The 19,441-nt window shown below is 65.9% G+C and carries 13 protein-coding genes; 6 read left to right on the top strand and 7 right to left on the bottom strand.

Features of this window, described 5'->3' with window-relative positions:
- Positions 1 to 82 precede the first annotated feature (82 nt).
- The 3 genes from EU513_RS05110 to EU513_RS05100 form a co-directional block, all read right to left on the bottom strand.
- Positions 83 to 607: a hypothetical protein gene (locus EU513_RS05110; protein ID WP_129624825.1), complete on the bottom strand. Its 525-nt coding sequence runs from the start codon at positions 605 to 607 to the stop codon at positions 83 to 85.
- A 113-nt stretch (positions 608 to 720) separates the two neighbouring features.
- Positions 721 to 1,509, bottom strand: a complete 789-nt coding sequence (locus EU513_RS05105; protein WP_129624824.1) for an enoyl-CoA hydratase/isomerase family protein — start codon at positions 1,507 to 1,509, stop codon at positions 721 to 723.
- Positions 1,506 to 2,090 carry a hypothetical protein gene (locus tag EU513_RS05100; RefSeq protein ID WP_129624823.1) on the bottom strand — a complete coding sequence of 195 codons (585 nt, stop codon included), beginning with the start codon at positions 2,088 to 2,090 and terminating at the stop codon, positions 1,506 to 1,508. The genes EU513_RS05105 and EU513_RS05100 overlap by 4 nt, the downstream gene beginning before the upstream one ends.
- Before the next feature lie 34 nt (positions 2,091 to 2,124).
- Here EU513_RS05100 and glgX point away from each other — a divergent pair, with 34 nt between their 5' ends.
- Entirely contained in the window at positions 2,125 to 4,266 is a 2,142-nt protein-coding gene (gene glgX / locus EU513_RS05095) for a glycogen debranching protein GlgX (protein ID WP_129624822.1), read from the top strand.
- A gap of 226 nt (positions 4,267 to 4,492) precedes the next feature.
- Here the strand turns inward: glgX and EU513_RS05090 are convergent, their stop codons facing one another.
- Positions 4,493 to 5,410 carry a hypothetical protein gene (locus tag EU513_RS05090; RefSeq protein WP_129624821.1) on the bottom strand — a complete coding sequence of 306 codons (918 nt, stop codon included), beginning with the start codon at positions 5,408 to 5,410 and terminating at the stop codon, positions 4,493 to 4,495.
- A complete protein-coding gene (locus tag EU513_RS15775) occupies positions 5,407 to 6,069 on the bottom strand; it encodes a DUF6318 family protein (protein ID WP_168990155.1) in 663 nt (220 codons plus the stop codon). The genes EU513_RS05090 and EU513_RS15775 overlap by 4 nt, the downstream gene beginning before the upstream one ends.
- A gap of 123 nt (positions 6,070 to 6,192) precedes the next feature.
- Between EU513_RS15775 and EU513_RS15770 the strand changes: the two genes are divergently transcribed.
- Positions 6,193 to 7,941 carry an HNH endonuclease signature motif containing protein gene (locus EU513_RS15770; RefSeq protein ID WP_168990154.1) on the top strand — a complete coding sequence of 583 codons (1,749 nt, stop codon included), beginning with the start codon at positions 6,193 to 6,195 and terminating at the stop codon, positions 7,939 to 7,941.
- Positions 7,942 to 8,147: 206 nt separating this feature from the next.
- Here EU513_RS15770 and EU513_RS05065 read toward each other — a convergent pair whose 3' ends face one another.
- The gene (locus EU513_RS05065) at positions 8,148 to 8,570 is read right to left on the bottom strand and encodes a hypothetical protein (protein WP_129624816.1); all 423 of its coding nucleotides are present in this window, start codon (positions 8,568 to 8,570) and stop codon (positions 8,148 to 8,150) included.
- Positions 8,560 to 8,928, bottom strand: coding sequence for a hypothetical protein (locus EU513_RS05060; protein ID WP_129624815.1), 369 nt, complete (start codon positions 8,926 to 8,928; stop codon positions 8,560 to 8,562). The genes EU513_RS05065 and EU513_RS05060 overlap by 11 nt, the downstream gene beginning before the upstream one ends.
- A gap of 204 nt (positions 8,929 to 9,132) precedes the next feature.
- Between EU513_RS05060 and EU513_RS05055 the strand changes: the two genes are divergently transcribed.
- The 4 genes from EU513_RS05055 to glgB all read left to right on the top strand — a co-directional run bounded on the left by EU513_RS05055 (position 9,133) and on the right by glgB (position 19,437).
- Positions 9,133 to 11,673, top strand: coding sequence for a glycogen/starch/alpha-glucan phosphorylase (locus EU513_RS05055; protein ID WP_129624814.1), 2,541 nt, complete (start codon positions 9,133 to 9,135; stop codon positions 11,671 to 11,673).
- An 89-nt stretch (positions 11,674 to 11,762) separates the two neighbouring features.
- Positions 11,763 to 13,769: an alpha-1,4-glucan--maltose-1-phosphate maltosyltransferase gene (locus EU513_RS05050; RefSeq protein ID WP_129624813.1), complete on the top strand. Its 2,007-nt coding sequence runs from the start codon at positions 11,763 to 11,765 to the stop codon at positions 13,767 to 13,769.
- Positions 13,770 to 13,774: 5 nt separating this feature from the next.
- Positions 13,775 to 15,496 (top strand): maltose alpha-D-glucosyltransferase, encoded by a 1,722-nt coding sequence (gene treS / locus EU513_RS05045; RefSeq protein WP_129624812.1) that lies wholly within the window; start codon positions 13,775 to 13,777, stop codon positions 15,494 to 15,496.
- Between the two features lie 11 nt (positions 15,497 to 15,507).
- Positions 15,508 to 19,437, top strand: a complete 3,930-nt coding sequence (glgB, locus tag EU513_RS05040) for a 1,4-alpha-glucan branching protein GlgB (protein WP_129624811.1) — start codon at positions 15,508 to 15,510, stop codon at positions 19,435 to 19,437.
- Positions 19,438 to 19,441: the final 4 nt, after the last annotated feature.

Below are 19,441 nucleotides of genomic sequence, written 5' to 3'. Positions count from 1 at the left end.
CAGACACGGGCAACCGCATGGGACTGGTTTCAGCCTAACCCCGTGTTACCCGCAGGTAACTATCGGGGTTGCGTCAGATCGTTCAGTTGTTGCGTACCCAGATGAGCAGCATGCCCACCAGCGTGAGAGCGACGATGATCCACGGCCCGAGCTTGTTGAGCAGCAGCGCCGAACCCTTCTGCGGCGCGCCGTGGACGACGTCGGCCTTGGCACCGAGCAGGGCATCCGCGATCGCGGCACCCAGGCACAGCAGCGCGCCGATCACGAAGATGACGACGGGCGACATGCCGATCAGCTTGTCGGTGTCCTTCTGCATCGCGGCCCAGCCCCACAGCGTGAGGAACATGCCGAGAAGTCCGAGCAGGGCCAAAGCGATTGCCTTGGTGCGCGATCGGGACGCGGCCTTGGTGTCGGGCAGGATCACGCTCTCGGCGTAGGCGCGCGGTTCACCGAACAGCGCGAGCGGCTCCTCGCCCGTGGCCTTGCACTTGTCGTCGATCGCCTCGAGGGCCGTGTTGACGACCGTTCCGGACGCTCCGCGCTCCGTCAGCTTCGCCACGAACGGCTCCTGCCAGTCGGAGGGGATGTTCCACTGCTTGATCGTCATTTGGGATTCCTTTCTCACCCGAACATGTCGAAGGGTAGTGCCGAACCTCGCCGTGCGGCGGGTGCGGCACCACCCTTCGTGGAGCCTTTGCTGCAGCGTCGCTGCGTCCGGCGTCACTCGCCGGTGAACTGCGCCTTGCCCGGACCGTTCTCGACGAACGAGTCCATGCCGATCTGCCGGTCCTTGGTCGCGAACAGACCGGCGAAGTGCGCGCTCTCGATGCGCAACGCGGTCTGCAGGTCGACCTCGAGGCCCTGGTCGATCGAAGCCTTGGCGGCGCGCAGTGCGATCGCCGGACCGTTCACGAACGGCTTCAGCTTGACCTTGGCCGCACCGAGCACGTCACCGGGCTCGCAGAGTTCGTCGACGAGGCCGATCGCGAGCGCCTCCTGGGCGTCGATCATGCGGCCGGTGAAGACGAGGTCCTTGGCCTTCGCCGGACCGACCAGACGGGTCAGACGCTGCGTCCCGCCCGCACCCGGGATCAGTCCGAGGAGGATCTCCGGCTGACCGAGCTTGGCGTCGTTCGTCGCAACCCGGAAGTCGCACGCCATGGACAGTTCACATCCTCCTCCGAGGGCGTAGCCGGCGATCGCCGCCACGGTCGGCACCGGGATGGCGGCGATCGACGCGAAGCAATCCTGCAGGCGTCCGGCCCGCTTGACCATGTCGGCGTACGAAGCCGTGCGCATCTCCTTGATGTCGGCGCCCGCGGCGAAGACCTTTTCGCCGCCGTACACCACGACACCACGGACCGAGTTGTCCTTGGTCAACGCGAGCGAGGCCGCCGCGAGACCTTCCTGGATCTCCTCGTTCAGGGCGTTCATCTTCGGGCGGTCGATACGCAGCACCGCGATGCCGCCGTCGACCTGCGTGGAGACGAACTCCCCGTACGCGGTCATCGGGCCTGACCGTTCAGGCCGTCGCCCTCGCCGCCGGTCGCCGCGTGCGGACCATCGCTGGTGGCGGCCTGGTGCCACATCTGCACCGCGTGAACCACCATCTGGGTGGTCGACTGCAGCAACATCGGCAGGTCGGACTCGGGAGTGATGAGGTGCTCGCCGGTGACGACGAGGTTGCCGTTGGCGATGCCGGCCTTGATGATGTTCAGGCTCAGCGTGATGTCGTTCGCCGCGAGCAGACGCTTGTTGAGGTCGGCCGGGACGTCGTCGCCGATCTGCCACTGGCCGAAGACGCGGATCATGGCCGGCTCGCCGTCGATCGCGCGCACGAACAGCTGCTGCTCGGGGGTGCCCTCAGGGGCGTCCTCGCCTGCGGGCAGGAGGTAGCTGACGTCGCCGTCCTCGTCGACCTCGGGGTTGAGGCCGACCGAGCGCAGTGCCTCGACGACGCGGTCACGCGCGGGCGACTCGTCGTTCGGGCCGGCAAACGTGGGCTGACCCTCCTGAGCCTGGGGCTCGGACGGGTTGCCGTTCTGGTTTCCGGACGTCGGGAAGTTCGGCAGTGCTGTGGGATCAGTCATGGTCGCCACGGTAGTCGACCGTAGGCTTTCCCTCATGCCCACCCGACCGGTCGCTTCAGTCCCACGTTCACTCGATGCACCAGCAGCCCCGGGGGTCACTCTCACAGCCGACGGCGCCGAGTTCGCCGTCGTGGCGGACCGCGCTTGGCGGGTCGATCTGTGTCTTTTCGACGAGTCGGGCACCGAGTCACGCGTGCCGCTCACCCGGCACCGCGGCGGCGTCTGGTGCGGTGCAGTGGCCGGGGTCGGGCCTGGGACGCGTTACGCGTACCGGGCGGAGGGTCCGTGGCGACCCGAGGAGGGTCTGCGCTACAACCCCTCGAAGTTGTTGCTCGACCCGTACGGCCGCGCGGTCGACGGAGAAGTCCGTTGGAATCCGACCGTTTTCGGGCACGAAGTGGACGCGGCGTTCAGCGGCGACGGATCAGTGCGGGACGACCGCGACAGCGCACCGGACATGCCGCGCAATGTGATCGTGGACGACCACTTCGACTGGGACGGCGACTCTCAGTTGTTCACGCCCTGGGATCGCACGGTGATCTACGAAGCACATGTGCGCGGCTTGACGATGCTGAATCCTGATGTGCCGCAGGAACTTCGGGGCACCTACGCGGGAGTCGCGCACCCGGCGACGATCAACCATCTGCAGCGGCTGGGCGTGACCGCGATCGAGCTGTTGCCGATCCACGCCTCAACCAGCGAGCCGCACCTGGTCAAACTCGGGCTGTCGAACTATTGGGGTTACAACACGCTCGGGTTCTTCGCCCCGCACGCCGGGTACGCGTACGCGTCCGATCCGCAGGGTGCGATCGATGAGTTCAAGGGCATGGTCAAACTGCTGCACCGCGCGGGTATCGAGGTGATCCTGGACGTCGTCTACAACCACACCGCCGAGCAGGGAGCTTCGACCGGGGCCACCCTCTCGTGGCGTGGTCTCGACCAGTCGAACTATTACCGTCTCGATTCGCGTGGTCACGACGTCGACGTCACCGGGTGCGGTAACACGATCGACATGACGCACGAGACGCCGCTGCGGATGGTGCTGGACTCGCTGCGTTATTGGGTCACCGAAATGCATGTCGACGGGTTCCGATTCGATCTCGCGGTCGCGCTCGGGCGTGAGCGGGACGACTCCTTCCACCCCGACCACCCGTTCCTGATGGCCCTGCGCACCGACCCGGTGCTCAGCCGGGTGAAGCTGATCGCCGAGCCATGGGACATCGGTTCGCACGGCTGGCGCACGGGTCAGTTCCCGCACCCGATGGCCGACTGGAACGACAAGTTCCGGGACGCGGTCCGCACCTTCTGGCTGCGTGACCTCGCCGCTGATGCCGCAGGCCACCCCGGGCACGGCGTCGCTGAACTCGCCATGCGCATCGGCGGTTCGCAGGACACCTTCGGCTCCCGCTCCCCCATCGCATCGGTCAACTACGTGACCGCTCACGACGGCTTCCCACTCGCTGACCTGACGGCGTACAACTCCAAGCACAACGGCGCAAACGGCGAGGGCAACCGCGACGGTTCGGAACACAACCTCTCGTGGAACTTCGGGGTGGAGGGGCATGCGGCCGCGAACGAGGAGACCGAGAAGCTGCGCCGACGGGTCGTCCGCAATATGCTCGGAACGCTGCTGTTGAGTGCGGGAGTGCCGATGCTGCTCGGCGGCGACGAGTTCGGACGCGGGCAGGGCGGCAACAACAACGCCTACTGCCAGGACAACGAGATCAGTTGGTTCGACTGGGGATTCGAGCCCTGGCAGCGCGATCTGATCGACACGACCGCCTATCTGACCTCCCTGCGTGCCGCGCACCCGGTACTGCGTCAACGTGAGTTCCTGCCCGACCACGACACCGGCTCGTCGCCGGTGCTGCGGTGGTTCGATCAGGACGGCGCCGCGATGACCTCGGATGCCTGGGCAGACGGATCGACGCGGACAGTGCAGGCACTCTTCGACGGCGACAACATCGGTGACGACAACCTGCTGCTGGTGCTGCACGGCAGCTGCGACCACGCCACCATCTCGCTACCGTCGAGCTCGAGTGGGCACGCATGGGAACTGTTGTGGGACAGCGCGATCGACAACCCGGCGGACATCCCGTCGACGACGATCGAGCACAGCGCCGGCTACCCGATGCGCGCTGCGTCCTTGGCGATCTTCAAGGCACCCTCCCGCTGAGCAGCACCCTCCGAAGCGGGTCGCTCGAGGTGCGAGACCCGGGTCACGCCGGTCGAGTAGGTGCGAGCCCCCAGGGCGAGCGCCGCGATCGAGACCACGTCAGATTCACGCGAACCCGGGCGGACGGCCTACTGATTCACCACACGCCGGTCGAGTAGGTGCGAGCCCCCAGGGCGAGCGCCGCGATCGAGACCACGTCAGATTCACGCGAACCCGGGCGGACGGCCTAGTTGTTCACCAACTGATTCTTCGTCGTCACGACTTGGATCTGCGAACTCGGTCCGGCCACGGTCACCGATCCCGGGATGTCCGCCCACTCGCCGCCGTCGACCGAGTACTGGCCGCCGTAGGTCGTCGAGACACTGGTCACGTAGGTGCCCGACTTGTCGTATGCATGCTTGATGTCGCCGTCCGGGTACACACCGCCACCGGACTGCGTCGGACCACTCGAACCGCCGTCGCCGTAGCTGAACACGTTGTGCTTGAACGTCGGCTTGATCCGCACCTGATGGCCGAGCAGGTTCACGGTGTTGATCTCGTTCGGCTGGAATCCCGTTGCTGGATAGACCAACTGGAAGAACGTCGGCAACGTCACGAGCGTCTTCCCACCGATCGGCTGCATCGAGACGGTCGGCTTCGCGAACTGGGTGCGCTCCCACTGGCTGCGAATCATCGCCAACGTCAAGCGCGGACGTTGCACCGCATTCGGGACCGCCGTCGGGAAGCACGTCGTGCCGACGTTCTCCCACACGTTCGAGCTAGCTGCGTCGGGGCTCAACAGTTTGCGGTAGATCCGCGTGTAGGGCCCTTCGACGTTTGCGCCCTGGCAGGTTTCGTACGCCACTGTGCACCCGATCTCGGTCTGACCGACCGGGCTGTTGTTCCCGCAGGCAAGGAGCGTGACGTACTGGTATGGCACTTCCTTGGTCACCTTCTTGCCTGCCTCGACGAATGTCGCCTTCTTCTTGGGAGGTAACGAGGCGGCCTCTTGACGAGACAAGCCAACGGCCGCTCCCCCTCCCGTGACAGCACAGTTACGACACCCAGGTCCGTTTGCGCTTGCCGGCAGCGGGTCGAGTGCGGCGTAGGCGTGTGTGCCGAGCACGACGGCGCTGACGGTGAGGACCCGTGCGATGCTCCTCATGATGTGACCGTCAGATCGTATTGAATCTCGTTGACCCGCCAGCCCGACTTGCTCCATCCGAGATGGAAGACCCGGGACTGTCTCGGTTCCTTGGGGAACTCCTGCGCAATCGCGCCGCTTGAATCCACAATGTTGACCGCTGGTAGGTCGACGACGAGCCCAATGGTTCCATCCGACCGCTTATAGGCTCGCTTGAGAATGAATTGCGTCCCGTCGAAACGATTCTTCTTGGCGACGTTTGAGTCGATTGTCTCCTCGTGCCCGCGGCACGTCTTGCATGTGTCATTCGCAAGCGGGTCAAGGACTGCCTTCATCGGCTTCAGGCCGAGGTCATTGATTAGGTCGTTGTAGTACGTCGCGAACGCAATCGCGCCGGCGTCCGTCTTGTGCTTCGCAGCTTCGGGCACACCGGGCGCGCCGGCGTAGGTCGCGTTGCTGGTCTGACTGGTGGGCGTCGCCGATGTCGACGTGGTCTTCGAGGTCGTCGGCGACGCGGCGGAGGTGGTCGTCGACGACGGCGGGCTGGACTCCGCCTCCGGGGATCCACCCCCACAGCCGACCAACAGTCCGCACGCAGCAGACGCCGCAACAAGGGGCGCAACGGTGCGCATGAATCGAGCCGTCATCAGAACCTCCAGAAGCAAGAACAGCCCTTGCATCGTGCGACCTCCTGCCCTGGGACGGAAGATCTCCACAGGTAAGAACTTGGCAAAGTTCTGTCCCGTGCGCCCTACGCAAACCGGCCGACGGAGGTTGTCGGTGGTCCCGCCTAGAGTTTCTTCATGGGCATCAGCTACGAGTTCTACGAACCGGAGTCTCCGGTGGAATTCGTTCTGCTGGAATCGATCTCGGCACGCAAGCAGCGTTTGTTGAAGCAACTGGTCGATGCATTGGGGTCGCCGTCGGAGGTCCTGGAGTTCGCGGTTCAGATGTCGCAGGTCGCGTTCCACAGACTGCACGCAGACGCCGTCCACAACGCCGGCGACATCGCCACCGCCCGACCCGTCGACGTCGATAACCATCGCATGCTCGAGAAAGCAGTGACCGGTTCCACGCAGTTGGCATCGATCTCCCAAGCCGTCCAAGCCATGGCCATGGCCAGGTACGCAGCGATCGATGAAGAACTGGTCGATTCCGACACCGGGGTCACGGCGAAGGTCGAGCACGCGCTCGGTCATCAGGCGTCGTTCGCCGACACCGACCTGGCGGCTGCGTGTCAGATGGCTCCCCGCACCGCGTCGAGCAAAATGAGCAACTCCATCGACGCGTGCACCAAAACACCCGGGCTGCTGGCTGCGGCGGTCGAGGGTTCGATCCCGTACTGGAAAGTCAGCCTCGTTGCCTCCGAGCTGGTGAACGCCTCACCCGAAACCTCCCGCCGGGTCGAGCAACACCTACTCGACACCAAAGGCTTCGACACCTGGGGTTACCTCAAAGTGAAGAGCGCCGCGCGCGCACTGGTGACCCAATGGGAAAAAGAAGCCGCGAAGAAGACCCGCCAGAAGGAAGCCAAAGACGCCACCGGTGTCTGGGTTCGCCCCTGCGACATCCCGGGCATGGCCGAGTTGTGCGCCATCGGCCCGGCCGACCAGATCGCCCGCATCTACGGAGCCGTCGACCAACTGGCTGATCAACGCGCCAAGAACCCACCCGAGGGTGACGACCCCGACGAATCGAAGCCGACACTCGGACAACTGCGCCTCGGCGCGTTGCACGACCTCGTCACACAAGGCGCCGACATCTCCTACCAGGTCGTCATCCAGGTCCCTGTCATACGCGAGGAACGCGAGGAACGCGAGGAACGCGAGGAACGCGAGGAACGCGAGGAACGCGAGGAACGCGAGGAACGCGAGGAACGCGAGGAACGCGAGGAACAGGCTGCGACGGCCACCAAACGTGCCACCGACGACGTGGAACACGAGCCCGAGGCGTCCCCGGACGACGGATCACCACCACCCGGACAGTCCGCCACGTCCCCACGCGGCCCGAACACCACCGACCAGCCCACCAACACCCCCAGTACCCCCAGCGCTTCCGGCGCTTCCGGCGCTTCCGGTCCCGAATCCGGCTCAACAGCAAGGAAATCGGACCACTGCTACACCACCGGGTGGGCACGCATCGCCGGGATCGGGTTCATCCCACCCGAGGTGCTCGACGCGTTGATCGACCAGTTCGGTCGCCGCCTCACCCGAGCACTGGTCGACGCCGACACCGGAGTCACCTGTGAAACCTCGACGACGGCGTACGAGCCCACGCCCAGGATCAGGGAGTTCGTGCAGCAACGCGACCAAACCTGCCGGTTCCCCATGTGCACCAGGACCGCCATCAGGTGCGACATCGACCACGTCATCGAATGGCCGCAGGGGCCGACCGTCGGGCACAACCTCGCCGCGCTCTGTCGTCACCATCACGACGCGAAGACGAAGAAGCACTGGGACTACCACATGAGCGACGACGGAGTCTGTACCTGGACCTCCCGCACCGGCCGCACCTACATCACCTACCCAGACTCCGTGCACGACGCTTCATGAATCAGTCCCGGGTGGTCAGGAATCCGATCATGGTCACCGGGTTTCGGCGCATGCGCCCTCCTTCGTCGGGCGCATGGCTCAACCAGCGGTGAAGCGACAGCTCAGCACAAACCTCCGTCGGGCGCATGGCTCAACCAGCGGTGAAGCGACAGCTCAGTACAAGCCTTCGTCATGCTCCAGGCTCAACCGGGCGGTTCGAGAACGGCTCAAACTGACCGCGACCCGCCGGCCGAGCGTATGGAGGAGCGCGTGGAGGAACCCAGCCAGAGCAGGCCGAGGATGGGGAGGATCAGTGGGACGTAGCCGTAACCCTGTCCGAAATGTGACCACACGGTCTTGTCATGGAAACGGTCCGCGTCCAGGTAGCTCCACGTACCGACGGCGAGCACACCCAACAACTCGAACCCGATCGTCGCCAGCGCGAGACGCAACCGGTCGCCCATCGCCAGCGCGACAGTCGCAATGACGTAGACGACTGCCGCGAGCGCCGACAGCAGGTAAGGAAGCGGCGGGTCGGGCCAACTCTGGGCCACCTGCATGATCGAGCGCCCCGTGGCTGCCAGCGCGAAGACGCCGTAGACGGCGACCAGGATGCGTCCCGGGCCGGCGTTCGTGCGACTACGCGGCATAACCGCCCCACAACTGAACGAGCCGCACGGTCATGACCAGCAACCCGGTCGCTGCAACCACGAGAACGCCAGTGCCCCAACGGGTTTCACGATCAGCGAAGGCCCAGAACCCGGCGATCGGAGTGGCGATGACCATCCCGATCAGATAGGCGGCGAACACACCCTTGTTCATCTGCGCATCGGCCTCGTTCCAGGTGACCAACCCGAGCACGAGCGCAAGGATCATCAGCACCTCGACCGCGCACAGCAGATAGAACAGTGCGTTGTCGATCGCACGTCCGCGAGCGGTCAGGAAGGCGCCGTACCCGGCGAGCGCGAGTAGCGCAGCGCCGAGCAGGTAGCTGAGGGGCAGGAACACCGAGCCATCGTACGAAGACCGCGGTAACGCGCCGAATCCGCCGATGTCCGCGAGACGAGAATCACCTGCCGACGCACGGTTTCGGGCTGTGGGAAGTTCAGTCGCCGTCGCTATGCTGCGGACGCGTTGCGTGTGCCCCGGCACGCGTGCGAGCAGCGAGCGGTACGCCGTTCACCGGAGCCGATCGATGGAGCAGCACCTGTCATGACCGACGTCAGCAAGAACGAGTACGCGAGCGACGAGTCGCCCACCACCGACGTGCACCGGGTGGGTCCGACCCTGCCGGTGCTGAGCGACATCGCCACCGGTGCGGTGCAGTCACCGACTCCCACGGTGGAGCGCTTCGTCAACCACTTTCTGCGGGAACTGAACTTCGGTCAGGGCGTCCTGCTGTCGCGTTCGACGATCAACGACCAGTACATCGCGCTGGCCAAGACGGTGCGTAAGTACATGATGGCCGATTGGCTCGACACCGGAGCCAAGCGCCGCGAGGGTGGCACCAAGACCGTCGGCTACCTGTCGGCGGAGTACCTGCTCGGTCGACAGTTGAGCAACGCCCTGCTCGCCACCGACCTGCAGGACATCGCCGCGGAAGCACTGCGTGAGTGCGGCATCGACATCGCCGACCTGCGTGCACAAGAGATCGAGCCCGGCCTCGGCAACGGTGGTCTCGGCCGGCTCGCAGCCTGCTTCATCGACTCGCTCGCCACGATGGACGTGCCGTGCATCGGTTACGGAATCCGTTACGAGTACGGCATCTTCCGCCAGACCTTCGAGGACAACCGTCAGGTCGAGGTGCCAGACTCCTGGCTCTCGCTCGGCAGCCCGTGGGAGTTCCCGCACCCCGAGCGCCAGGTACGCGTCGACTTCGGCGGCCGCACCGAGCAGTACACCGACGACCAGGGCCGCGAGCGCTCGCGCTGGATCCCGGGCTGGAACGTCCTCGGTATCCCCTACCACCAGATGGTTCCGGGTTTCCGCAACCACACGGTCAACACCCTGCGTCTGTGGAGCGCGAAGGCCACCCAGGCGTTCGACCTGCAGATCTTCAACTCCGGCGACTACGCCGAGGCGGTGCGCTCGCAGACCTTCGCCGAGAACATCTCCAAGGTGCTCTACCCCGAGGACTCCACCCCGCAGGGTAAGGAGTTGCGCCTGCAGCAGCAGTACTTCTTCGTCGCGTGCTCGCTGCACGACTTCATCGAGAACACGCTGCCGCAGGACTTCGACCTGCATCACCTGCCCGAGCGGATCGTCTTCCAGCTCAACGACACCCATCCGGTCATCGCGATCCCCGAGCTGATGCGGATTCTGGTCGACATCAAGGGATTCGACTGGGACGACGCGTGGGACATCACCCGGCAGTGCTTCGCCTACACCTGCCACACCCTGCTGCCCGAGGCCCTCGAGGTCTGGTCGGTGGAGCTCATGGGCAAGCTGCTGCCGCGCCACCTGGAGATCATCTACCGCATCAACAAGAACTTCCTCGAGGAAGTCGCCGAAGCCTTCCCCGGCGACGAGATGCGCACTCGTCGCATGTCGATCATCAGCGAGCACCCCGAGCGTTCGGTGCGGATGGCCTACCTGGCCACCATCGGCTCCTCGAAGGTGAACGGTGTCGCCGAACTCCACTCCCAGTTGCTGCGCGACAAGGTGCTCCCCGACTTCTCCGCTTACTGGCCGGACAAGTTCACCAATGTCACCAACGGTGTCACACCGCGCCGCTTCGTATTCCTCGCCAACCGCAAGCTGTCCGACCTGGTCACCGACGCGATCGGTGACGGTTGGGTGACCGACCTCGAGCAGTTCAAGAAGCTCGAGCCGTTCGCCGACGACCCGAACTTCCGTCAGCAGTTCGCGCAGGTCAAGCAGGCCAACAAGGAGCGCCTGTACAACCTGTTGAAGGCGCGCGACGGTCTCGACCTGCCCCGCGACGCGATGCTCGACGTGATGGTCAAGCGTCTGCACGAGTACAAGCGTCAGTCGCTCAAGCTGCTGCACATCGTCTCGATGTACGACGGCATCATTTCCGGACGGGTCTCGACCGAGACCGTCGTCCCGCGCACGTTCGTGTTCGGTGCGAAGGCGGCGCCGGGCTACCACATCGCGAAGGAGACGATCTTCCTGATCAACTCCGTCGCACAGACCATCAACGCCGACGAGCGGGTCAAGAACTTCATGTCGGTCGCCTTCCCGGCGAACTACAACGTCACGCTCGCCGAGAAGCTCATCCCGGCCGCCGACCTGTCCGAGCAGATCTCGCTCGCGGGCAAGGAGGCGTCCGGCACCGGCAACATGAAGTTCGCCCTCAACGGCGCGCTGACGATCGGCACGGACGACGGCGCGAACGTCGAGATCCGCGAACTCGTCGGCGACGACAACTTCTTCCTGTTCGGCATGGACGAGCCGCAGGTCGAGGAGCTGCGGGCGAAGGGCTACGACCCGGAGTCCTACTACCAGTCGAACGAGAACCTGCGCGCCACGATCGACCTGCTGGCGAGTGGCCACTTCACCGGCGGCGGCCGCCGGCTCGCGGCGCAGTTCGTCGACAACCTGCTCACCCAGGACCCGTTCATGGCACTGGCCGACTACCAGTCCTACCTGGACGCCCAAGCTCGGGTGGACGAGGCGTACCGCGACTCCGACGCGTGGACGCGGATGGCGATCCTCAACGTCGCGCGCACCGGGTTCTTCTCCAGCGACCGTTCGATGCGCGACTACCGCGAGCGGATCTGGAACGTCTGAGTCCACGCACTGAGCAGACGGCCCGAACAGGCCGAATGGAGGGGCCCTTCACCAGCACTGGTGAAGGGCCTTTCCGATAGGTTCGGACGGTGACTTCGGCACCCACCACAACCCAGCCCCAGTCCCCTATCGGCCGCATTCCGGTCATCGGGATCAAACCCGCCGTCGAGGGCGGAGCGTTCCCCGCCAAATCCGTCGTCGGCGAGGAATTCGACGTCGAGGCGACGGTCTTCCGCGAAGGCCACGACGCCGTCAACGCGTCCGTCGCGATCACCGATCCCGACGGGCAGACCACCCTGCTTCCGATGCGCTGCACCAACCCCGGTCTCGACCACTGGGTCCGCACGATCAGCGCCGACCGCCCCGGCTGGTGGAGCTACCGGGTCGAGGGTTGGAGCGACCCGTACGGCACCTGGGAACACGACGCGACGATCAAGGTCGCAGCCGGCGTCGACGTCGAGTTGATGCTCGAGGAAGGTGCGCGCGTGCTGGAACGCGCCGTGAAGCTCGACCATGACGACGCCGACCGCACCCTCCTGCAGGACGCCGTCACCACCTTGCGCGACGAGTCCAAGGAGCCCGGCGAGCGTCTGGCCGCGGGCACCGACCCGGCAGTCGTCGAGGCAATGCACCGCACCCCGTTGCGCGACGCCGTCTCCCCCAGTCGCGAATTCGCCTGGTGGGTGGAGCGGGAGCGCGCTCTGGCCGGCGCCTGGTACGAGATCTTCCCGCGCTCGGAGGGCGCGGAGTTCGACGAGGCCACCGGCAAGTGGCGCACCGGCACCTTCCGCACCGCGATGAAGCGCCTGCCGGCGATCGCCGCGATGGGCTTCGACGTCCTCTACCTGACACCCGTCCACCCCATCGGGTCGATCAACCGCAAGGGCCCGAACAACACCCTGACCGCCGGTCCGGACGACCCCGGCTCGCCGTACGCCATCGGCAGCAAGGACGGCGGGCACGACGCCCTCAACCCCGACCTGGGTACGTGGGAGGACTTCGACGCGTTCGTCGCCGAAGCGGAGCGGCAGGGCATGGAGGTCGCGCTCGACCTTGCGTTGCAGTGCGCCCCCGACCACCCATGGGTCACCGAGCACCCGGAGTGGTTCACCACGCGCGCCGACGGCACGATCGCGTTCGCCGAGAACCCGCCGAAGAAGTACCAGGACATCTACCCGCTCAACTTCGACAACGACCCCGAGGGCATCTACGCGGAGATCCGCCGCGTCATGCAGGTGTGGATCGACCACAGGGTCAAGATCTTCAGGGTCGACAACCCGCACACCAAGCCGGTCGAGTTCTGGCAGTGGCTGATCGACGACGTCGCCAAGGACCACCCGGACGTCATCTGGCTGGCCGAGGCGTTCACGCGTCCGGCCATGATGCACACGCTCGGCAAGATCGGCTTCCAGCAGAGCTACACCTACTACGCCTGGCGCAACGAACCCGAGGAATTGCAGGAGTACGTCGAGGAGCTTGCCGGCGACGCGGCGGCCTACATGCGTCCGTCGTTCTGGCCGACGACCCACGACATCCTCACCCCGTACATGCAGTTCGGCGGTCCGACCGCCTGGAAACTGCGGGCCGCGCTCGCCGCGACGTTGGTGCCGACGTACGGCATCTACGCCGGGTACGAGTTGATCGAACACGTCGCACGTCCGGGCGCCGAGGAACAGATCGACAACGAGAAGTACGAGTTCAAGAACCGTCACTGGGAGGACTATGAGCCCGGCGGCGCCAAGGAAGGGCAGACCCTCGCGCCCTACCTGACCCGGCTCAACCAGATCCGCCGCGATCACCCGAGCCTGCTGTGGCTGCGCAACATCACCTTCCACAAGGTCGACGACTCCTCGCTGATGGTCTTCTCCAAGAAGCGCGGCGACGACGTCGTGATCGTGGTCGCCAACCTCGACCCGCACTCCACCCGCGAGTCCTGGGTGCACCTCGACCTCGAGGCGCTGGGACTGCACGAGGGCGAGGCGTTCACGGCGCACGACCTGATCACCGACGCGCACTGGCACTGGGGTGAGCACAACTTCGTCCGCCTCGGCGTCGACGCCGAACCCGTCCACATCATCGAGCTGCGGAGGTACTGAGCACGATGAGCGTCCAGGGATTCAACCTGCAGCAGCCCGGCCTCAAGCACGACCCGCAGTGGTTCCGCAAGGCGGTCTTCTACGAGGTGCTCGTGCGCGGCTTCGGCGACTCCACCGGCAGCGGATCGGGCGACTTCACCGGTCTCCTCAACCGCCTCGACTACCTGCAGTGGCTGGGTGTCGACTGCCTGTGGCTGCCGCCGTTCTACGCCTCGCCGTTGCGCGACGGCGGCTATGACATCGCCGACTACAAGGCGATCCTGCCCGAGTTCGGCACGCTGCCGGAGTTCACCGAGTTGGTCTCGCAGGCGCACGCCCGTGGCATCCGCATCATCACCGACTTCGTGATGAACCACACCAGCGACCAGCACCCGTGGTTCCAGGCCTCACGCAGCGACCCCGAAGGTCCGTACGGCGACTACTACGTGTGGGCCGACACCGACGACAAGTACACCGAGGCACGGATCATCTTCGTCGACACCGAGGTGTCGAACTGGACCTTCGACCCGGTGCGCCGCCAGTTCTTCTGGCACCGCTTTTTCTCCCACCAGCCGGATCTCAACTTCGAGAACCCGAAGGTGCAAGAGGAGATGTTCGACATCGTCCGGTTCTGGATGGACCTCGGCATCGACGGGTTCCGACTGGACGCGGTGCCCTACCTGTTCGAGGAGGAGGGCCACAACGGCGAGAACCACCCGAAGACCCACGAGTTCCTCGCCGAACTGCGCAAGATGGTCGACACCGAGTACCCCGGACGCGTGCTGCTCGCCGAGGCGAACCAGATGCCGCACGAGGTCGTCGACTACTTCGGCACCGAGGAAGCACCCGAGTGCCACATGTGCTTCCACTTCCCCGTGATGCCGCGGCTGTACTACTCGCTGCGGGAGGAGAAGGCCACGCCGATCATCAACGTGCTGGCCGAGACTCCACCCATCCCCAAGGGGACGCAGTGGGGCACCTTCCTGCGCAACCACGACGAGTTGACGCTGGAGATGGTGACGCCGGAGGAGCGGGCCGCGATGTACGGCTGGTACGCCCCCGACCCGCGGATGCGCGCCAACGTCGGCATCCGGCGACGGCTCGCCTCGCTGCTCGACAACAGCCGCGCCGAGATCGAACTCATCCACGCACTGCTGCTGTCCTTGCCGGGCTCGCCATGCCTGTACTACGGCGACGAGATCGGTATGGGTGACAACATCTGGTTGGACGACCGCGATGCCGTCCGCACCCCGATGCAGTGGTCGCCCGACCGCAACGCCGGCTTCTCCACCGCCGACCCGGGCAAGTTGTACCTGCCGGTGATCAGCTCGCTGGTCTACCACTACAACAATGTCAACGTCGAGGCGCAGATGGCGCACTCGTCCTCGCTGCTGCACTGGGTGCGCGAGATGCTCGCCATCCGCGCGCAGTACCCGGTGTTCGGTCTGGGCGATTTCGTGGTCCGCGAGACCGACAACGACACGGTGCTGGCGTTCACCCGCACGATCGCTGCCGAGGACGACCCGGACGACCAGATCTCCATCCGTTCGGTGCTCTGCCTGAACAACCTGTCGTCCAGTCCGCAGTGGGTCACCATCCAGTTGGGCTCGGAGTTCGCCGGGGCCCGACTGCGTGACCTCTTCGGCGGCGCGCACTTCCCGGTCGTCGGCGAGGACGGCAACGCCACCTTCACCCTGGGCTCACGCGACTTCTTCTGGTTGTCGCTGCGCCCTGTCGGAAGCGAGTGAACTGATACCTGATGGCCATCTTGCACAAGGCGACCCTCGAGCCGTCGAAGAACGAACTCATCGAGGCCTGGATCGGCGAGCAGCGCTGGTACACAGGCAAATCCGGCACGCCTGCGTTGTCGGTGATCGGGAGCTATCGCTTCGACGATCCTGCCGGCGAGGTCGGGGTCGAGGTGTCGCTGGTGCTCGACACCTCCGGTGCCCAGCCGACCCTGTTCCAGGTGCCGCTGACCTACCGTGGCGCCCCACTGGAGGGTGCAGAGCGCGCACTGGTCGGCACCACCGAACACTCGACCCTGGGCACGCGCTGGGTGTATGACGGCTGCAACGACCCGGTGTTCGTCACCGCGCTGCTGGAAACGATCGTGACCGGCGGCCGGCACGCCGATGTGCAGTTCGAGGAGGGCACGCAGGATCGTCCGCAGGGTGTCTTGCCCGCGTCGGTTCGGGTGCAGGGCAGCGGTACTCGCGGCCGCAGGATGCCGACCGTGGTCCGCACCAAGGTGTTGTCGGGTGAGCAGTCGAACACCTCGATGATCATCGACACCGAGGACCGCGCCGGCGATCGACGCACCGTCATCGTGAAGCTGTTCCGCGTGCTGCAGGACGGCCTCAACCCGGACGTCGTGTTGCAATCGGCGATCTCCGCCGAGGGCTCGAATCGGGTGCCCGCGACCATCGGCTATCTCACCGGCCAGTGGCCGGACAACACGATCGGCACCGGCCACGCCGCCGGCCACCTGGCGTTCGTGCAGGAATTCCTGCCCGACGTGCGGGACGCGTGGCGCGAGGCACTCGAGGCCGCCGAGGCAGGCACCGACTGGTCGGCGAACGCCCGGGCTCTGGGCGTCGCGACCGCCGAGGTGCACACCGTGCTCGCCGATGCGATGCCGACCGCGACGGTCACTCCGGCGCGGGCTGAATCGGTCGTCGCCGAGACGCGCCGCCGGTTCGACGTCGCGGCGCGCGTGCACTCCGACATCAACCGGCACCGTGCTCGCTTCGAGCAACTGCTCGACAGCGCGAAGGACGCGAACTGGCCTGCGCTGCAACGTATTCACGGCGACTACCACCTGGGCCAGGTGCTCGACGTACCGAACCGCGGATGGGTGCTGCTCGACTTCGAGGGCGAGCCACTACGTCCGCTGCGCGACCGCAACAACCTCGACTGCCCGCTGCGCGATGTCGCGGGGATGCTTCGTTCGTTCGACTACGCCGCCGCCTCCGTCGACGGTGACCGGGCCGACTGGGCCGCCGCCTGCCGGGACGCGTTCCTGGCCGGCTATGAAGAAGCGTCCGGTGTCCGCCTGGCCGATCACGCGCCGCTCGTCACCGTCTTCGAGGCCGACAAGGCCGCGTACGAGGTGCTCTACGAAGCACAGAACCGTCCGACCTGGTTGCCGATCCCGGTAGGCGCGCTCGACCGTCTGCTCGCAGACAACTCCACCGACTCGGCCGCGCCCGCCGACGGCACCGCGTCCGTCATCAACAGCGAGGAGACTGCTGTGAACTCCGATACCGATACCGTCGATCGGCCGGCCCCGCCGCGCCTCGACCCCGACGCCGCAGCGGCGGTGCTGCGTGGCGTGCACACCGACCCGCACAGCATCCTGGGTGGTCAGCGCGATGAGAACGGTGTGTACGTCCGGGCGCTGCGTCCGCTCGCGAGGACCGTCGAGGTACAACTCGAGGACGGTTCGCGCGTCCCGATGGAGCACGACACCGACGGCATCTGGTCGGCGCGCATCGACGGCGACCAGGAACCCGACTACCGCATCGTCACCACCTACGAGGACGGCGTCGAGCACGTCGCCGACGACTCGTTCCGCTTCCTGCCCACGCTGGGTGAGATGGACCTGCACCTGCTCGGCGAAGGCCGTCACGAGGAACTCTGGAACATCCTCGGTGCCCACGTTCGCACCTACGACGGTCCGGCCGGGAAGGTCACCGGTACCTCGTTCGCCGTGTGGGCCCCGAATGCGTTGGGTGTCAGGGTGATCGGCGACTTCAACCAGTGGGACGGTTACGCCCATCCGATGCGTCGACTCGGCGGCACCGGTGTCTGGGAGATCTTCGTCCCCGGTGTCGGTGCGGGTACCCGGTACAAGTTCTCCGTGCTGTGCGCCGACCGCGTCTGGCGCAGCAAGTCCGACCCGATGGCGCAGCAGGCCGAGACCGCTCCGGCGACGGCGTCCATCGTCGTCGACTCGCACTACGAGTGGCAGGACGAACAGTGGCTCGAGCACCGCCTCGAGAACGACCCGCACGACGGCCCGATGAGCATCTACGAGGTGCACCTGGGTTCATGGCGTCAGGGCATGAGCTACCGCGACATGGCCGAGCACCTTGTCAACTACGTCAAGGACCTCGGCTTCACGCACGTCGAGTTCATGCCGGTGATGGAGCACCCGTACCCGCCGTCGTGGGGCTACCACGTGACCGGTTACTACGCCGTGAACTCCCGCTTCGGCTCGCCCGACGACTTCAAATACCTGGTGGACTCGTTGCACCGCAACGGAATCGGCGTGATCCTCGACTGGGTGCCAGGTCACTTCGCGACCGACGAGTGGGCGTTGGCGAAGTTCGACGGCACCGCGCTGTACGAGCACCCCGACCCCCGCAAGGGCTGGCACAACGAGTGGGGCTCCTACATCTTCGACTTCGGTCGCCCGCAGGTGCGCAACTTCCTGGTCGCCAACGCAATCTTCTGGTTGCAGGAGTTCCACGCCGACGGTCTGCGCGTCGACGGTGTGGCTTCGATGCTCTACCTCGACTACTCGCGCAATCCCGGCGAGTGGATCCCGAACAAGTACGGCGGCCGCGAGAACCTCGAAGCAGTCCAACTGCTGCAGGAGACGAACGCGACCGCGTACCGGCGTGTGCCGGGCACGGTGATGATCGCCGAGGAGTCGACCTCCTGGCCCGGCGTCACCAAGCCGACCAGCGCCGACGGCCTCGGCTTCGGGTTCAAGTGGAACATGGGCTGGATGCACGACACCCTCGACTACTTCGCCGAGGCCCCGATCAACCGCGGTCATCACCACCACAAGCTGACCTTCGGTCTGGTGTACGCGTTCAGCGAGCAGTTCGTGCTGCCGATCAGCCACGACGAGGTCGTGCACGGCAAGGGCTCGCTGCTGCGCAAGATGCCCGGTGATCGCTGGCAGCAGTTGGCGAACCTGCGGGCACTGCTCGGCCACATGTGGGCCCACCCCGGCAAGCAACTGCTGTTCATGGGTTCGGAGTTCGCACAGGAGTCGGAGTGGGCCGACGGCCGCAGCCTCGACTGGTGGCTGCTTGACCAGCCTGCTCACTGGGGCGTGCACGCCCTGGTGAAGGACCTCAACCGCGTCTACAAGGAGCACGAAGCGCTCTGGGGCCAGGACAACAAGGGCGAGGGTTTCCGTTGGGTCAATGCCGACGACGAGTCGGGCAACACCTACTCCTACCTGCGTCTGGGACGCGGTGTCGAGCAGGAGCGTGACGTCCTGCTGGCGATCACCAATTTCTCCGGCGTCGAGCACGCCGACAAGCGAGTCGGGTTGCCCCGCAAGGGGATCTGGCGCGAGGTGCTCAACACTGATGCCGCTCACTACGGCGGCGGCGGGCGCGGCAACCTCGGTGCCGTCGAGGCGACCGAAGAACCGTTCGACGGCCTGCCCTACTCGGCGACGATCACCCTCCCGCCGCTGTCGACGCTGTGGTTCGTGGCTCCCGCGGCGGACGCCGACGACGCCACCGAACAGCGCACCGTGGCCGATGACACACAACCGGTGACGACAGCGGACGAGGGCGCGCAGCTGGTGGCCGGAGCCGTAGTCGGTTCGGGCGACGACTCCGAGTCCGTCCAGGTCGACCAGATCTCCCAACCCGAACCCACCGAGGGCAACAACCTCGACGACTCCGGGACGACGTCCGTGAAGTCCACCGATGTCGGATAGCCGG

Source organism: Yimella sp. RIT 621, assembly GCF_004146205.1.
GTDB lineage: Bacteria > Actinomycetota > Actinomycetes > Actinomycetales > Dermatophilaceae > Yimella > Yimella lutea.
This window is presented reverse-complemented; position numbering and strand designations above follow the sequence as displayed.